This is a genomic window from Limosilactobacillus albertensis, assembly GCF_014145555.1.
Lineage (GTDB): Bacteria > Bacillota > Bacilli > Lactobacillales > Lactobacillaceae > Limosilactobacillus > Limosilactobacillus albertensis.
The window spans coordinates 29,748-45,544 of the sequence record NZ_JACIVD010000065.1 but is presented as its reverse complement, the minus strand read 5'-3'; the positions used below and the strand labels follow the sequence as shown (position 1 = coordinate 45,544).

General features: G+C 38.7%; 12 protein-coding genes. 3 read left to right on the top strand and 9 right to left on the bottom strand.

The genetic code is table 11. The features are described 5' to 3' along the window. Window positions 1-86: 86 nt before the first annotated feature. The 4 genes from H5S41_RS06820 to H5S41_RS06805 all read right to left on the bottom strand — a co-directional run bounded on the left by H5S41_RS06820 (window position 87) and on the right by H5S41_RS06805 (window position 5,125). Window positions 87-1,475 (bottom strand): class II fumarate hydratase, encoded by a 1,389-nt coding sequence (locus H5S41_RS06820; protein ID WP_182602793.1) that lies wholly within the window; start codon window positions 1,473-1,475, stop codon window positions 87-89. A 348-nt stretch (window positions 1,476-1,823) separates the two neighbouring features. Next, window positions 1,824-2,411, bottom strand: a complete 588-nt coding sequence (locus H5S41_RS06815) for a peptidylprolyl isomerase (protein ID WP_182602792.1) — start codon at window positions 2,409-2,411, stop codon at window positions 1,824-1,826. A gap of 71 nt (window positions 2,412-2,482) precedes the next feature. After that, on the bottom strand, window positions 2,483-3,529 hold the full coding sequence (locus tag H5S41_RS06810; protein ID WP_182602846.1) for a zinc-dependent alcohol dehydrogenase family protein: 1,047 nt from the start codon (window positions 3,527-3,529) through the stop codon (window positions 2,483-2,485). A gap of 54 nt (window positions 3,530-3,583) precedes the next feature. Next, window positions 3,584-5,125, bottom strand: coding sequence for a plasmid pRiA4b ORF-3 family protein (locus H5S41_RS06805; protein WP_220483253.1), 1,542 nt, complete (start codon window positions 5,123-5,125; stop codon window positions 3,584-3,586). 143 nt (window positions 5,126-5,268) lie between these two features. Here H5S41_RS06805 and H5S41_RS06800 point away from each other — a divergent pair, with 143 nt between their 5' ends. Continuing rightward, window positions 5,269-6,666: a DUF2252 domain-containing protein gene (locus H5S41_RS06800; RefSeq protein ID WP_182602790.1), complete on the top strand. Its 1,398-nt coding sequence runs from the start codon at window positions 5,269-5,271 to the stop codon at window positions 6,664-6,666. Between the two features lie 114 nt (window positions 6,667-6,780). On the opposite strand, the gene H5S41_RS06795 is transcribed toward H5S41_RS06800, so the two are convergent. The 3 genes from H5S41_RS06795 to H5S41_RS06785 all read right to left on the bottom strand — a co-directional run bounded on the left by H5S41_RS06795 (window position 6,781) and on the right by H5S41_RS06785 (window position 11,578). After that, window positions 6,781-7,260, bottom strand: coding sequence for an efflux RND transporter periplasmic adaptor subunit (locus H5S41_RS06795; RefSeq protein WP_182602789.1), 480 nt, complete (start codon window positions 7,258-7,260; stop codon window positions 6,781-6,783). Between the two features lie 134 nt (window positions 7,261-7,394). Continuing rightward, entirely contained in the window at window positions 7,395-11,018 is a 3,624-nt protein-coding gene (locus H5S41_RS06790; protein WP_182602788.1) for a KxYKxGKxW signal peptide domain-containing protein, read from the bottom strand. Between the two features lie 386 nt (window positions 11,019-11,404). Continuing rightward, window positions 11,405-11,578 (bottom strand): hypothetical protein, encoded by a 174-nt coding sequence (locus tag H5S41_RS06785; RefSeq protein WP_182597716.1) that lies wholly within the window; start codon window positions 11,576-11,578, stop codon window positions 11,405-11,407. A 144-nt stretch (window positions 11,579-11,722) separates the two neighbouring features. Here H5S41_RS06785 and H5S41_RS06780 point away from each other — a divergent pair, with 144 nt between their 5' ends. Beyond that, complete coding sequence (locus tag H5S41_RS06780) at window positions 11,723-12,760, top strand: aldose epimerase family protein (RefSeq protein WP_182602787.1); 1,038 nt, start codon at window positions 11,723-11,725, stop codon at window positions 12,758-12,760. A 145-nt stretch (window positions 12,761-12,905) separates the two neighbouring features. Here H5S41_RS06780 and H5S41_RS06775 read toward each other — a convergent pair whose 3' ends face one another. Both H5S41_RS06775 and H5S41_RS06770 read right to left on the bottom strand, forming a co-directional pair. After that, window positions 12,906-13,346 carry a hypothetical protein gene (locus H5S41_RS06775; RefSeq protein WP_182602786.1) on the bottom strand — a complete coding sequence of 147 codons (441 nt, stop codon included), beginning with the start codon at window positions 13,344-13,346 and terminating at the stop codon, window positions 12,906-12,908. A 182-nt stretch (window positions 13,347-13,528) separates the two neighbouring features. Beyond that, window positions 13,529-14,779 carry a D-alanyl-D-alanine carboxypeptidase family protein gene (locus H5S41_RS06770; protein WP_182602785.1) on the bottom strand — a complete coding sequence of 417 codons (1,251 nt, stop codon included), beginning with the start codon at window positions 14,777-14,779 and terminating at the stop codon, window positions 13,529-13,531. A gap of 195 nt (window positions 14,780-14,974) precedes the next feature. Between H5S41_RS06770 and H5S41_RS06765 the strand changes: the two genes are divergently transcribed. Further along, on the top strand, window positions 14,975-15,772 hold the full coding sequence (locus tag H5S41_RS06765) for a serine hydrolase (RefSeq protein ID WP_153709865.1): 798 nt from the start codon (window positions 14,975-14,977) through the stop codon (window positions 15,770-15,772). Window positions 15,773-15,797 lie beyond the last annotated feature (25 nt).

The following is a 15,797-nucleotide window of genomic DNA, read 5'->3' as shown; positions in this document are numbered from 1 at the left end:
AGTCAAAAAGAGTGGGATAGCGAGCTGCTTTTCGAACTGCTCATTTCCACTCTCGCCAGAAACTGGCATTGCTTTTAACTTAATTGTTACTTATCACGATCAACGTTGGTCATCTTAAGCATGTCCATCCATTCATCATACTGTTCTTCGGTAAGCTTACCAGACTTTAATGCAGCTTCTTTCAATGTGCTTCCTGCTTTATCCGCAGCTTGTGCGATTTTAGCACTGTCATGGTAACCGATGTGTGGTGATAATGCAGTAACGGTCATCAAGGAATTATCAACTAATTCTTCCATCCGTTCTTCATTAACGGTCATACCGTGGATCATCTTGTCGGCAAAGCCCATGATAGTACCAGTCATCAAGTCAGCTGATTCAAGGAAGGCATCGATCAATACCGGCTTGTAAACATTCATTTCAAAGTTACCTTGTGATGAAGCCATCGTTACAACTGTATCGTTACCAAATACCCGTAAAGCAGCCATTGTTACAGCTTCTGCTTGAGTTGGGTTAACCTTACCTGGCATAATTGATGAACCTGGTTCGTTAGCTGGAATATTTAATTCACCATAACCAGCACGAGGACCTGATGCTAAGAAACGGATGTCTTGGGCAAGTTTGAACATGTCAGCTGCCAAAGTCTTTAAAGCACCATGAACAACATCTAGACCAGAGTGGTTAGCTAAGCCATAGAATTTATTTGAGTCAGCAGTCAAGTTTAATCCATAAACTTCACTAAGCTTTTCAGCAATCTTTTCAGGCATTCCTTCAGCGGCATTCAAACCTGTACCAACAGCAGTACCACCAATTGCAAGTTCGTTTAGCGTTGGTTCTAAAGTTTTAATGTAGTCAAGATCATGTTCCAGAGAAGCAACATAACCAGAAAGTTCTTGGCCAAACGTCAATGGAACAGCATCTTGCAAGTGAGTACGTCCAACCTTAACAGTCTTCATGTACTTCTCTTCCTTAGCCTTTAATTCATCAATCAAGTGTTGAACAGCAGGCTTTAACTTATCAAGAGCTTCTAAGGCAACCACGTTCATTGCAGTTGGGAAAGTATCATTTGAACTTTGACCCTTGTTAACATCATCATTTGGTAAAATTTCGATGTCAGGGTTAATTTCATGAGCCTTGTGCGCAACAACTTCATTAGTGTTCATGTTGGTTTGTGTACCAGAACCAGTTTGGTAAACCTTTAATGGGAAGTCTTTCCGCAATTCTTCATCATTTAATGCGAGTAGTTCATCAATTGCCTTTACGATTAAATTACCCTTTTCTTCTGAGATCGCCTTGGTTTCCATGTTAGCTTGAGCCGCAGCTTTTTTAATGTTCAATAAAGCACGGATGATTGCTAATGGCATGTATTGACCAGTCGGGAAATTATTCCGGCTCCGTTCGGTTTGTGGTCCCCATAATGCGTCAGCAGGGATTTTAACAGGACCTAACGTATCTTCTTCAGTACGGTATTCTGACATCTCAAAAACCTCCAATGTATTAATTGAGCAATTATAACTTGTGAAATGTTACACATCATTTACACGTATATCCTACCGTGTAAGTAGAGCTATAGTCAAATCTTTAACATTCAATAATTTTCACTTATAGCTATAGCTTTATCTATTGTTATAATAGCGTTTTCAGATTGTATTTGCAAAAATTTCACAATGTTTTCTACCAAAAAATACCTAAGATTTTTTAGTTTCTTAGGCGCTTTTTATTAGATGCTCAATATCTAGGTTTTATTATTCACAAACAGTTTATCTGCCCAATTGTAAAACAAAAGCAAGAAACTGAGAAAATTAAAATTTTCTCGGTCTCTTGCCCTATTTTTCAATCGTAATGCTTTTAATGATAACGTCTTTTTTAGGCTTATCTATTGCGTTGCGTTTAACTTTACTAATTTTTTCAACAACCGCCATACCAGATAGGACTTGCCCAAATACTGTATGGTGGAAATCCAGCCACGGAGTCCCGCCATGCTTTTCGTAATAATCAATAATTTCTTGCGGATAACCAATAGCTTTCATTTGATCAATCAAATCTTCTGGGACATGCTTGTTCGTAACGATAAAGAACTGACTTCCATTAGTATTCGGACCAGCATTAGCCATTGAGAGCGCACCAGTAAAATTAAATAATTCTTCTGAAAATTCATCTTCAAAGGGGTGACCGTAAATACTCTCGCCACCACGACCAGTTCCCGTGGGATCACCGCCTTGAATCATAAAGTCAGGAATAACCCGATGGAAAATCACATCATCGTAATAGTGTTTTTCTGCTAATTTAACAAAGTTTTCCACTGCTTTGGGAGCATACTTTGGAAAAAGCTGAATCTTTATGTCACCCATTGTTGTTTTAATTGTTGCTTTGGGTCCCTTAGCTTCATCTAATGCTAATTGGGGATATTTCATTGAAAAGGCCTCCTCTTTCTCTCAAACCTCTTGCACTATCTTAGCAAGAAGCAGAAAGAAAAAGCAATTGTTTAATCTTCACTAACCCGCAAAACACAAGCACCTTTAATATCACCATTTTTAACGTAGCGAAGAGCTTCATCTGCTTTTGCTAACGGATATTCATGCACTTCTGGATGAATGTTAAGGCGATCGGCGAGGGTTAAAAATTCTTCTCCGTCACGCCGGGTATTACTTTCCACACTCGTTAACGTTTTCTCATGAAAAATCTCTTTTTGATAATTCATCGCTGGAATATCTGTCATATGAATTCCTGCCAAGGCTAAGGTTCCGCCTGGAACAAGACTTGCTAGTGCCGGCAATACCATATCGCCAACCGGTGCAAAAATGATTGACGAATCTAATGGCACAGGTGATGGATCATATGAGCCTTGGACTGAGGAACACCCTAACTCAAGGGCAAACTTTTTGGCATCTTCACCACGAGTAAAGACATGAACCTCAATCCCCTGTGCAAGAGCGATTTGGGCAGTAATGTGCGCTGAACCGCCAAATCCATACAGACCTAATCGACCTCCAGCAGGAATATTAGCCCGTTCAAATGCCCGATAACCGATAATACCTGCACATAGTAACGGAGCTGCCTCTAGTGAGTTAAACTTTTCAGGCAAACGATAGGCAAAACCTTCTGGAACCGTTACGTATTCTGCATAACCGCCATCGTGATCCCATCCTGTATAAACAGAGTGGGGACAAAGGTTTTCGTGGCCTGAACGGCAGAACTTACAAACTCCGCAAGCATGACGAAACCACGGAATACCAATCCGTTCCCCTAGCTTAAACCGTTGTGTTTCTGGACCAAATCCCACAACTTTTCCGACAATTTCATGCCCAGGGGTAACATTGGGTTGATGAACAGGTAAATCTCCTTCAGTAACATGCAAGTCCGTATGACAGACACCACAAGTTAGTACTTTTACCAGGACTTCACCACGGTTAGGAGTAGGAACTGGTTTTTCAATAAACTTAATTGGCGACTCTTTTCCATCAATCGGTCCCGGTTTAGTAACTGCCCATGCTTTCATCGTTTTTGGAATAGCATCTTCTCGTTTCTCCATCATTTAAAGACCTCGATTAAATAAAGTTTTCACTATTTATTGTAATGCTTTTTATTATTCATAACAGTTATGAATTTTCTCAATTTGTCGTGCCCATTTTTTCTTGAATTCAGTTATGTTTAATTGACTATTAATCGATCCATCATCTTTAGCCACTTGTGCAAGTCCGGTTACTCCGCCAATATCTTCCAAAATTCCATAACCAAAGCCGTCAATAATCTCTGGACCAGTATGGGCAGGAATCCGTTTAGGCTTAATTTCCTCAAATTTTATTTTGAAATCCCACATATCGCCAAAATCATATATTAGGTGAAAATCATGCGATACATCGCAATCGCCAACCCAACTTTGCGTAATATCCTTTGTCTGGCCGAAACCGCTATCAAAAATAGGCAGCTGATAACGCACTGACCCCTGTTGAAGCTCAAATAAGTGATTACCATCGGCATTAAAAGCAGCCAAGATTGTAAAACATAGCATATCCAACCGGGTATCACCGCTAACGGTAAACCGTCGCCACATTTTAGGATTATAGTTGCTTAGCTCAACATAAATAGTATATTGTTTATTAACATACTGAATTGCATGTTCTCGTTGATTTCGTACTTGCCGCTGCATATCACGAATGATTCGTTGGAGATGATACATTCGTTGTTTTGAATTCAGGTCCTTGATTCCTTGATTAACCGCTTGAACAAATTTGTCATAGTCTTCACTTGAAAAAAGATCCTCAGCACGTAAAAACTTACCAAATTCACGAAAGGCATCGCTCTTTGAACGAAAACCAGTATCAGTTGGCCGCTCATTATGCAGTTTTTCATAATTAATAAAATAGTGATAGATTAAAGTCAAATCATCAAGAACCGATTCACCTAGCGCTTCGCAATAGCCAATATAATCAGCTGCGCAGTCAAGGTCACGATCAATAATACTTTCACTCTTGTTTCGTTCTTCAAGATATTCTTCATAGTCATCCAGAATCTTTTCACCGACTGCTGTTGCATTCATAATATCGTTAATTGAGAGCGAACGATAAAGGTAACGACGATTATGCTCATTAAGTTCCGGATGGGATGGAACTTTAAAGTCAGTGATAGAATAATCCTCAAAGATATCCATTACTACATATTCTTCATCAGTTGCCTGATTAATAATTTGTGTTTGTTCAGCTAATTGAAGGGCAATTTCGGCATTACTAGGATTCTTCTCCCAGTCAATGATTGAATTAGGTCCTATCATTAAATTCTGGTATTTTTGCAATTGCTGTTGTGTTTCCGGCTGAATCTGCCGCGTGAATGCCACCTTACCGAATTGAGCATCACGGATCATTCTAATTTTTGCATGCGGAATTGGCGATATTTCTAATAATTGTAAAAATTCACGTTTAAATGCTGTCATGAATGATCGCGAATCATTAAATCGTTGGGGATGACGAACGATAACAGGAAACGACATCAAATTATTCATTATAATCATGAACTCACCAGCAACCCGAATTGTCCAAGCATTGGTATCTAATAACTCAGAAGGTGACATTATTTGTGAGTTAATGTGTAAATGCTGGGCAAGTGAATTTTCCACTGCAATAATCACCATATCAACTCCTTTTTTATTACTTAACTTATATTAATTTTATTTTAAAAAACATTATTTATCAACTCAATCAAACCATATTTACAAACAAAATAAAAGATTTAAAATAGGGTATAATGTACTGTCTTTGAAAGGATGCGCCTCTTTTGATCAATCAAAAACTTGATATTTTTGACCTTAAAAAAATTCAAATAAATAAAACAAAAGCAGAACTTGAAAACGCTGGGAAACAACGACAAAAGGATATCACTAGTGAAATGCTGGGGACTTTTATTCCCGTTAGTCGTAATCCGGTTCGAACAATCCAAATAACAGAAGCGAACATGATTCGCGAATTACTGTCTCTCCGCCATCAACGCATGCTTGCAAGCCGGTTTGCCTTTTTTCGCGGGACAGCCGAATTAATGGAACACGACCTCAAATATCAATCCCAGAGTAATCTTCCCATTATTATTTGCGGAGATGCTCATGTAAATAATTTTGGATTTTATGCCTCTCCCGAACGAAAGCTTCTTTTTGGGTTAAACGATTTTGATGAAGCAAGAATTGGTAATTGGGAAAGTGATCTAAAAAGACTCTTAGTTAGTGCAGAACTAGCCGGAGAAGAAAATAATTTTGATCGTGCCGACCTTTATCGCCTGCTTCAAGTCACCACTAAAACGTATCGTCATACCATTAAAAGTGCCAATAAGATGAGTCTGTCACAATTATTTTACTTCTCGTTTGCATATGAAGACATGGGTAAAGCAATTGAGTCCTTTGGCGATATTTCAACCCAAATGCAAACCGTCCTTAATAAGGTTCTGAAAAAGAGTCAACGCAGTAATTCAGAAGAAATAATCCAAAAAATGGCGACAGTTAATAACCAGGGTCACTTGGTCTTCCGTGATAATCCGCCACGTGCCCGCCATCTTAGTGCTATTCGCTATCAGCAAATCGTTAAGGGTTATCAGCAATACTGCGAAAATGTTCGCCAAGACGTCCGTGTACTGTTAGCCAATTTCCACATTTCAGATATTATCCGTTACAGTGTTGGAGTAGGAAGTTTTGGAACGCGCTGTTACTTAATAATGCTTACTGGTAATGATGGCAGCCATCTTGTTTTACAGGTTAAAGAAGCCATGCCGCTCCGTTATAACATGCTCTCGCTCCCTGTTCAGCAGGTAATCAAAAATGGTGGCATTGCCGGACAACGGATTGTGACCGCCCAACGCGTTTTGCAATCTTCGTCAGATCGTTTCTTAGGAAGCACCAATTTTGGCGGGCGAAGTTATTACATTCGTCAGTTCCGCGACATGAAAGAGTCCATCAATGTTAATAAACTTGATTTTGAGAGTTTTCAGTTTTATTGTCAGACATGTGCTTACCTACTTGCAATGGCTCATTTTCAAAGTCCAACCGCCCCAATGATTCGTGGTTATTTAAAGCATCAAAAAAAGCTTGACACACTCTTAGTTGATTGGGCATTAAAATATGTTGAACAGGTAACAGCTGATTTTGAACAATTCAAACACGCCATTATGGAAGGAAAATTAATAAGTTAATAACGGATTTAAAAAGGACTGGGAATTAACCCAGTCCCTTAATTATTTTAAAGATAATAATGCAACAATCCTTCAGACGGTGGGACAGCTAGGCAATTTAGCTCTGTCCCGCTCTTATTTTCGTTGATTCATCTTTTTGCGGTACTCAGCCCTTGTCATTTTTACTGTTTCCGTATCCGACTGCTTTTTAGGAGTCGTTTTAGCTGGCTCCGGCTCCTTTGAGAGTTTAATTTTACCATAGCTTGTTGAAATAGTAGTAAAAGTTGATTGCCTAAGCGGCTGGTTATTTTCCTTTTCTACTTCAACTGCTTTTTTAGCATTTTCTAAATTATTACGTGCTGCTTTCAAATTTCCCCTTGCTACTAATAAATTAGCAGAAATACGGTCTAAATTATCTTGAACATTTTTCAGTAATTGACTACTGGTAGTAATAGTCGTCCGATCACCAATTGTTTGTACCCCTGCAAAGGTATTCTGTGCAGAGATCACTGCCGCCTTTGCATCGTGATACTTCTGGTTAAGTTTTTCATACGACTTCTGTGCCTGTTCATAAGTTTTTTGGGCTTGCGTTAATGCTGCTTTTAGATCAGCCATACCATTTACCTCACTTAATACCTGTAAATAAACTAAAAGGTTGTGGCAAAGCAACCTTTGTCACAACCCTCTAGTATGTCCGAACAAAATATAATATTAGATTCTCAACCAATAATTAACTCTTAATTAAGTTATTAGTATTCGCGCTTCTTACCAGCTAAGCCAAGACCAAACATAGCAGCAGCTGCTCCTAAGGCAACAGCAGCAACGCCACTTTCGTTACCAGTTTGTGGTAATGTTTCTGCCTTAGCGTTGTTTTGCTTATTAGCAGTCTTGTATTCTGCACGAGTTAAGTTAGTAGCTGCAGCAGCTTTCTTGGTAGTAGTTACACCAGTAGTAGCTTCACCCTTCTTAGTGTCGTTTACAACACCTGCATTATCATTCTTAGCAGCGTTGTTGTCACCTTTGTTGGTGTTGTCTTCGCCTTTATTAGTGTTGTCATCACCAGTAGATGGCTTATCGGCAGGCTTGTTGGTATCAGTCTTGTCATCGCCAGTTGATGGCTTATCAGCAGGCTTTTCACTAGCAGCCTTCTTAGCAGCTTCAAGGTTTGCCTTAGCCATATCTAAGTTAGCTTGGGCATTCTTCAAGTTAGCCAAAGCGTTGTCGTAGTTAGTTTGAGCAAGCTTTTGAGCTTCTTCTGCATCCTTAACAGCTGGGAAGTCGCTAAAGTCACCGTTATTTACACGGTCAAGAATTGCCTTAGCAGCGTCAGCGTTCTTTTGAGCGTCTTGGTACTTAGCTTCAGCAGCAGCCTTGGCTTCATTAGCATTCTTAACGAGGTCGTTGAATACGTTTTGTGCTGCTTGAATCTTATCCAAGGTAGCAGTCTTATCAGCTGGAGTGGTTGGGTTAAGGTAGTAATCCTTAAGAGCACTTACTAATGCTTCGGCAGCATCAGTTTGTGGTGCATTGTAACCATAAACCTTTTGAACCTTATTAAGTAAACCTTGGGCAGTGTTCAAAGCATTTTCAGCGTGGTCAGCGTTCAATTCGTTATATGCTGCAGCAGCATCAGTAGCGAATTCGTTATTTTGGTTGAAGGTATCTTGAGCCTTCTTAGTAGCAGCCTTAGCAGCATCTAATGCCTTAGTTGCATCGTTAACTTTAGTAGTTGCGTCATCATATGCCTTTTGAGCATCAGCAACTTTTTGGTTTTGCTTTGCAAGAGCAGCCTTAGCATCTTCAAGCTTTGCGCCTGCTTGGTTAGCAGCAGTTGAAGCGTCATCGTATGCCTTTTGAAGGGCTGCCATATCTGGGTTAGTTGTACCTAACTTATTAGCAGCGGCTGTTTGAGCATTCATAGCTTCATCAAATGCTGCTTGGGCCTTTTGTTGAGCAGCTTGGGCGTTACCAAAGTCTTCACTTGCCTTGTTTACATTAGCGGTTGCACTTTGGTAAGCCTTTGCAGCAGCTAACTTATTTGCTGCAGCTGTTTGAGCATTTACAGCAGCATCATGTGCATCTTGAGCAGCCTTTTGACGTGCCTGTGCGTGTTCAAGGGTTTCACCAGCTGCGTTTACTTCTGCTTGAGCACCATTCAATGCAGTATTAGCTTCGTCAAATGCTTGTTGAGCCTTAGTTAAAGCAGCGGAAGCTTTATCCCAATCTGTTTTTGCTTGTTGTTCTGCTGCATCATTCCATTCATTTGGTTCGTTGATGTTGTCTTGTGCAGCAGCGTCATAGGCATCTTTAGCTTTTTGTTCGGCAGCCTTTGCATTGTTTAATGCTGCTTCTGCCTTAGTGTAAGCTTCTGATGCAGTTGTTTGACGGTTTGCAGCAACATCATAGTTATCCTGAGCATCCTTAAGGTCAGCATTTGCTTCTTCTAAGGAGTTACCTGTTTCGTTTACCTTAGTTTGAGCATCATTAGCAGCCTTTTGAAGAGCTGTCATGTCTGGGTTAGTTGTGCCTAACTTAGTTGCTGCATCAGTTTGAGCGTTGCGTGCTTCGTCAAGTGCCTTTTGAGCATTAGCTAATGCTTCATTAGCAGTGTTCAATGCCTTAGCAGCAGCTTCTGCCTTAACAGATGCTTGTTGATATTGCTTAGCAGCAGCTAACTTATTTGCTGCAGCTGTTTGAGCATTACGTGCTTCATCAAATGCTTGTTGAGCATTTGCAACATCTTGCTCAAGCTGGTGTGCTTGATTGTACTTGTTAAGAGCATCTGTTTGCGCATTTGTTGCATCGTCAGCAGCCTTTTGAGCCTTTTGTTGAGCAGCTTGTGCATTACCAAAGTCTTCACTTGCCTTGTTTACGTTAGCGGTTGCAGTTTGGTAAGCCTTAGCAGCAGCTAATTTATTTACTGCAGCTGTTTGAGCATTTACAGCAGCGTCATGTGCATCTTGAGCAGCTTTTTGACGAGTCTTTGCATTTTCAAGGGTTTCACCAGCAGCATTTACTTCTGTTTGTACACCGTTCAATGCAGTATTAGCTTCGTCAAATGCTTTTTGTGCATTAGTTAAAGCTACTGCAGTCTTCTCAGCATCGGCTTTGGCAGCATCAAGGGCTTCAGTAAGGTATTCTACTGAGTAATCGTCTGCATCTTGCAAGTCCTTTTCAGCTTTAACAACGGCATCTTGAGCCTTCTGATCAGCAGCCTTTGCATCGTTTAATGCTGTTTCTGCCTTAGTGTAAGCTTCTGATGCAGTTGTTTGACGATTTGCGGCATCATCATAGTTTGTTTGGGCAGTCTTAAGATCAGCATTTGCTTCTTCTAAGGAGTTACCTGTTTCGTTTACCTTAGTTTGAGCATCATTAGCAGCCTTTTGAAGAGCTGTCATGTCTGGGTTAGTTGTGCCTAGCTTAGTTGCTGCAGCTGTTTGAGCGTTACGTGCTTCATCAAGCGCCTTTTGTGCTGCATTTAATGCTTCATTTGCATTATTCAAAGCAGTTGTGGCCTTTTCAGCAGTAGCAGAAGCATCCTGATATGCTTTCTTTAATGCATCGATGTTAACAGCTAACTTAGCATTATCAAGAGCAGTCTTAGCAGTCTTTTGTGCGCTAACAGCTGCGTCTAATTGTTTTTGAAGGTTAGCTTGGTTAGCATTTGCTTCGTCAAGTGCCTTTTGTGCTGAAACAATTTGATCATTAGCGTACTTTTCGTATGCATTAAGAGCATCAACGGCCTTACCCTTGTTGGAAACAGTTGGGTTTTGGTTGTATTCGTTAATTGCATTAATTACATTTTCAGCAGCTTGCTCTTGTGAACTGTTATTGCCGTAAAGTTTTTGGGCTTGACTAACAGCTGATTGAGCAGCATTTAAGGCATTGTCGGTTTTGCCATCCTTAAATTCATTGTAGGCGTTTGCAACATTAGTTGAAACATTGGTTGCCGCACTAGCAGTTGACTTAGCTGCACTGTAATCGTTAAATGCTGAACTTGCAACAGCAGAAGTTGAGTTAGCGTTACTTTGAGCAGTTGAGGTTGCCGCACTCTTAGCAGCTGCTACATTTTCTTGAGCAGTACTGTTAGCAGCACTTGTAGCAACAACAGCACTAGAAGCAGCTGTAACTGCATCACTAGCAGCATTTACTTTTTCTTGAGCTTGTGAAACTACATCAGATGAAACGTTTGAAGCAGCACTCGTTTTAGTTGTTGCAGTAATTGCGGGTTGAGCAGCAACATCGGCGTGAACTTCATTATTATTTACATTTGCTAATGTAAGACCAGCTAAAGTAGCAGTGGTCATTAAACCAGCATATACAATATTCTTTTTAGCTTTATACATTTTGTAATGTACTTGATTATTTTTCATAAATAATCCTCCCAAAATAAAAACTTCAAAATAATTGTCTTACAACACCCTCATTTTATGTAATCGTTCTTACCATTTCAAGCTATTTTCGTTTATCTTTCGATTGATAAAATAAAAAAAAAAAAAAACGCCCTTATTATTGTCATATCAACATTCGTTCTATAATTATTGATTTTTAAATTAACTAAATTTTATTTTTTGGTAAATTAAATATCGGTTTATTGATATCAGTTGATAATTATAAACGAAAAAGAAAGAAGTTGTGCAAAAACGCAATTGCTAATAAAGCCCATATTTACTATTAAAATACGCAAATCATATGATATGTAAAATTGCTCATTCAGTGTTAAAGATAAGTCGACTCAATATCATTAAGGACACTGCCTTTAATTTTCATGTTTATTTCGCTGATCGTTCCCATAACGATCTTGTTCCTTGATAGCACTGCTTTTATGGCGATGCTTGTTAATAAAGTCTTGCTCAGCTGCAAAAATCATTAAAAAGTCGATAAAATTTTTACTAAAACTCTTCTTAAATTTATCCCACTTATTTTTAGTCATTTACTCTCCCTCATAAATTTCACTGTATCTTTATCTTTTATTCTAGCATATTCAAACTTGTGCAAACGATTGCACGATTTTAAAATAAAATTGTGGTAAAATAGTAATTGTAATAAAGCGCTTACTTCAAGGAGGAACAAATTTATGGAAATTTCTAAAGTACCATTCGGAACATATAAAGGTGATCCGGTAACAAAATATATTTTAACTAATGACAACGGTGTTCAAGCCGGAATTTTAGATTTTGCTGGTCTATTACAATCTTTCAAAGTGCCGACAAAAGATGGCGGAAAAGCAGATATGATCTTAACATCTGAAAATCTTGACAACTTTACCAACAATGGTTTCTGTACTAATCGTTTAATTGGCCGGGTTGCAGGCCGAATTGCTGACGGTAAGTTTAGTATTAATGGTAAAGATTATCAAATCGAACAAAACGAAGGAAAAAATGCCTTGCATGGTGGTACGAATGGCTTTTACAGTCATATTTGGCACGTTGATAGTACTGAAGCAACTACCGACTCTGTTTCAATCACCCTCAGCTTAACATTGAGCCCAGAAGTAGATACTTACCCTGGTAAAATGCATATAGTTGCAACGTATACCTTAAATAATGACGATTATCTTTCACTTAAAATTTCGGCAACTACCGACGCTGATACATTGTTTAATCCTACTAATCACACATATTGGAATATGGCAGCAGCGAATGTTCCAACCATTGACCAATTAAAGCTTTATGTCAACTCAGAAAGTCACTTAGCGGTTGATGATGGAAAGATACCAACTGGTGAAAAGGTTGCTAATGAAGGAACTCCATTTGACTTTGGTACTCCTACACGCCTAGGTGATGCCCTAGAAAAGATGAGTTCTACAAAAGAAAATGGTTTTGACGATATTTGGGAAGTAACTCCTAGTCTTACAAAGCCTGTTGCTACACTTGAAGATCCAGAAAGCGGTCGTAAAATGAGCCTTTACTCTGACCGCAATGGATTAGTTATGTACACAATGAACTCAGACGATGCCGCTGTTTACAATCATGGACAAGTTCATCCCCACTTAGGTCTCGCCATGGAAGCACAAAATCTTTCAGATGCACCACACCACCCAGAATTTGGTGATATCACACTACATCCTGGTGAAGAAAAAACTTACACTATTAAGTGGCATGTCGAATATTAATTAGTAAATAATAGTGAAATACACAAAGAGGCTGAGAAAGCAAAAAAGTTTTTCTCGGCCTCAACTATTTTTACTTTTCAATGTTAATAATAAAAGAGGTCGGATTTTGCTCTGGCCTCTTTTATTAGTTGTTAGGAATTATAAATTAGTCTTTTTCATCTTGATTGTACTTACCAGCCTTTTGAAGAATGTCCTTTGCCTTTTCAAGGTAATGGTGTTCTGCACGGAATGCCTTGATCTTACCGCCTTCATCATCGGTAAGAGCTGCTAACTTCTCATCAAGTTCCTTAAAGGCCTTATTAAGGTCCTTAATAACTCCTTCTTCGTCTTCCATGTAAACATAATGATTTTCTGCTGGATCTTTGTGACCTTCACCAGCACGTTCTTCAAGCTTTATTGAGTCCTTATCTACTTTCCAAGCGTGCTTAAGAATTGACTTAATATCCTTGATTGTTTCGTGTTGTGCGGTACGGTGCTTTTCGTTGTCAACACTATCTTCAATCTTTGTTAAGTGTCCTTCAGCATCTGCAATCTTCTTTGCAATTCGGTCTAAAGCCTTAAGTTGACGCTTTGCATAATCAGCCATAAATAATTACCTCCTAATACAATAGCTATAATTCCTAATTCATCTTTATTATATTTTTATAATTTAAATTATACAAATGATACGGCTTATATATTACACGAAGGTAAAATAAGATTACAAAGACATTATATAAATAATAAAAATGAGCAGGATTTATTCCTACTCACTTTTAACACCTAGTATCAGTTAAAAATTGATTTTTTAGCAATATTTTGGCTTGCATATACCGATATATCAAAATCCGGCAACCCCGGTATATGTAAAACAATCTCACCGACCTGCTGACCCTTTTTAATTGGTGCTTCGAGGCTTTGTTGACCACCGTTTAATTTTAGGGTTGGCTTAGTTGCTCCTAATTTGACGTTCTTAGGAAGCCAAACAGTTGTTGCTTTGTTCAGTTTTATCTGAGTATTCTTCTTATCCTTGCCGTTAGTAACTTTTACAGCTTTAATTTTGGTAGAAATATCACTAATTTTCTTTGCTTGAACAGGCTGATATTCATCAACAAGCTTATTATAAAAGTCTTGTTGCATCTTTGATTGGTCATTCCATTCACCTTTTGTATGCAACGCAACCAAGATTACTCGGCGGCCGGAAAATGTCCCTGTTGAAACAATACATTTACCCGCACGATCAGTATTGCCTGTCTTTAACCCGTCAATTTCTCCTTCTTTAGGGGCAAAACCGTTTTGGGGTAACAAGGCATTTACATTTGTCATTAGGTATTGCTGATCTTTTGTTACATCAAAGTTAGCGAATTTCTGTTTTGTAATTTCAAGAGTTTCTGGATATTTTTCAACGAGATATTTTGAAATAAGCGCCACGTCTTTAGCAGATAATAAGTTCTCCGCGTCTTTATCGACATCCTTGAGCTTATGCTTTCCTAAATCACCATTAGGCAACCCGATCATATTATAAATCTTAGCATCGGTCACACCAGCTTTTTTCGCAAAAGCCTGCATCTTTTTATTAAACGCCTCAGTACTACCAGCGTCTGCTAAGGCAAGCGCTTCGGTACTGCCATCTGCTGACACGAGCATCATAGAATCAACAAGCTGGCGGACCGTATATTCTTGTCCCTTTACCAATGGCACATTTGAGAAATGCCAGTCATCGGCCATTTTGGCAACTGCTGGCGTTATTTTAATTTTTTGATCCCACTTCAAGTGATGGTTACGAATGTCCTGTTCAATTACCCCTAAAGTCAAAATTTTAATAACTGAAGCAATGGGGTATAATTTTGTCGCATTTTTTTGATAGAGGACTTGACCGCTTTCCGCATCGATTGCATAAACAGCCCGTGCATCCATATTAAAAGCCGCTGTTTCTGCTTCTGCATGAACCCGTGCAAAAATGCTTAGTCCGCCTAAAAATATATTAATTGTTGCAATTACCAATAATAACTTGGCAAAAAAAGATTTAACTTTCTTCATTAGAACTACTTTCTCTCCTTATACATACCTAACTATCATATCCTATCCTTACCCCAAAAAACATGACGATTTGATTAAATTTTGACTGAAAGTCTTATTTTTCATTAAATTAATAAATTGTATCTTTTATTTTTTTAAATTACTTGTATCATTAATTAAGTATGCTAATTTTTAATTAGAAAGGGTCGTTAAAGAATGCAGAGATCGCAGCATCATCGGCGTAAACCTGGTAAGCTTATCCTAATTATTATCGCTATCCTGCTTATTATAATGGGAGTCCATCATTTTACCTCAACAAACGCCCGGTTAAAATCCGCATGGAATAAAATTATCTTCACCTCTAATAACAACGTCAGTATTGCGGTATATTCCCCTAAGACCCACCAGATCTATACTTCTAGTAATGCACCTCAGCATAAATTCCGAACAGCTAGTACAGTTAAAGTTAGTATCTTAGCGGGAATTATTGCTAATCAAAAAGGGCCGTTAACTAGCCACCAAAAATCCTTGGCAACTAAAATGATTGAGCAAAGTGATAATGATTCAACAAGCGAATTATTTGAAAACTATCTTGGAGGCAAAAACGGCCTTCAACAAACGTTTGAGAAGTTCGGGATGAACCAGTCCAAAGCAAACAGCAGTTGGGGATTAACTGTTACGACGCCTAAAGATCAGGTTAAACTGCTAAACAACATTTTCTATAAGTCTAAGATCTTATCTGATGAGGATAGAAGTGAAATCCGTGACTTAATGAGTAATGTTGAAAATGATCAATCTTGGGGTATATCAGCTAGTAGCGATAATTTTGCTTTGAAAAATGGTTGGCTAAATTATGGTAAAGACGAATGGATTGTAAATAGCATTGGTTATGTAAAAAACAGTAATGGAACAGACTACACGATTGCGGTATATACCGATAAGAATCAAACGATGGCAGCCGGTCAACAAGTAATTGAGCAGCTTGCCCGTGTAACAAAACCAATTTTAGATTAATGTAAAAAGAGCGGGGCTAGAAATT

Excerpts from the sequence above, each read along its gene's own strand:
- H5S41_RS06820 (WP_182602793.1), bottom strand. The coding sequence starts at position 1,475 with ATGTCAGAATACCGTACTGAAGAAGATACGTTAGGTCCTGTTAAAATC.
- H5S41_RS06815 (WP_182602792.1), bottom strand. The coding sequence starts at position 2,411 with ATGAAATATCCCCAATTAGCATTAGATGAAGCTAAGGGACCCAAAGCA.
- H5S41_RS06810 (WP_182602846.1), bottom strand. The coding sequence starts at position 3,529 with ATGGAGAAACGAGAAGATGCTATTCCAAAAACGATGAAAGCATGGGCA.
- H5S41_RS06805 (WP_220483253.1), bottom strand. The coding sequence starts at position 5,125 with ATGGTGATTATTGCAGTGGAAAATTCACTTGCCCAGCATTTACACATT.
- H5S41_RS06795 (WP_182602789.1), bottom strand. The coding sequence starts at position 7,260 with ATGGCTGATCTAAAAGCAGCATTAACGCAAGCCCAAAAAACTTATGAA.
- H5S41_RS06790 (WP_182602788.1), bottom strand. The coding sequence starts at position 11,018 with ATGAAAAATAATCAAGTACATTACAAAATGTATAAAGCTAAAAAGAAT.
- H5S41_RS06785 (WP_182597716.1), bottom strand. The coding sequence starts at position 11,578 with ATGACTAAAAATAAGTGGGATAAATTTAAGAAGAGTTTTAGTAAAAAT.
- H5S41_RS06780 (WP_182602787.1), top strand. The coding sequence starts at position 11,723 with ATGGAAATTTCTAAAGTACCATTCGGAACATATAAAGGTGATCCGGTA.
- H5S41_RS06775 (WP_182602786.1), bottom strand. The coding sequence starts at position 13,346 with ATGGCTGATTATGCAAAGCGTCAACTTAAGGCTTTAGACCGAATTGCA.
- H5S41_RS06770 (WP_182602785.1), bottom strand. The coding sequence starts at position 14,779 with ATGAAGAAAGTTAAATCTTTTTTTGCCAAGTTATTATTGGTAATTGCA.
- H5S41_RS06765 (WP_153709865.1), top strand. The coding sequence starts at position 14,975 with ATGCAGAGATCGCAGCATCATCGGCGTAAACCTGGTAAGCTTATCCTA.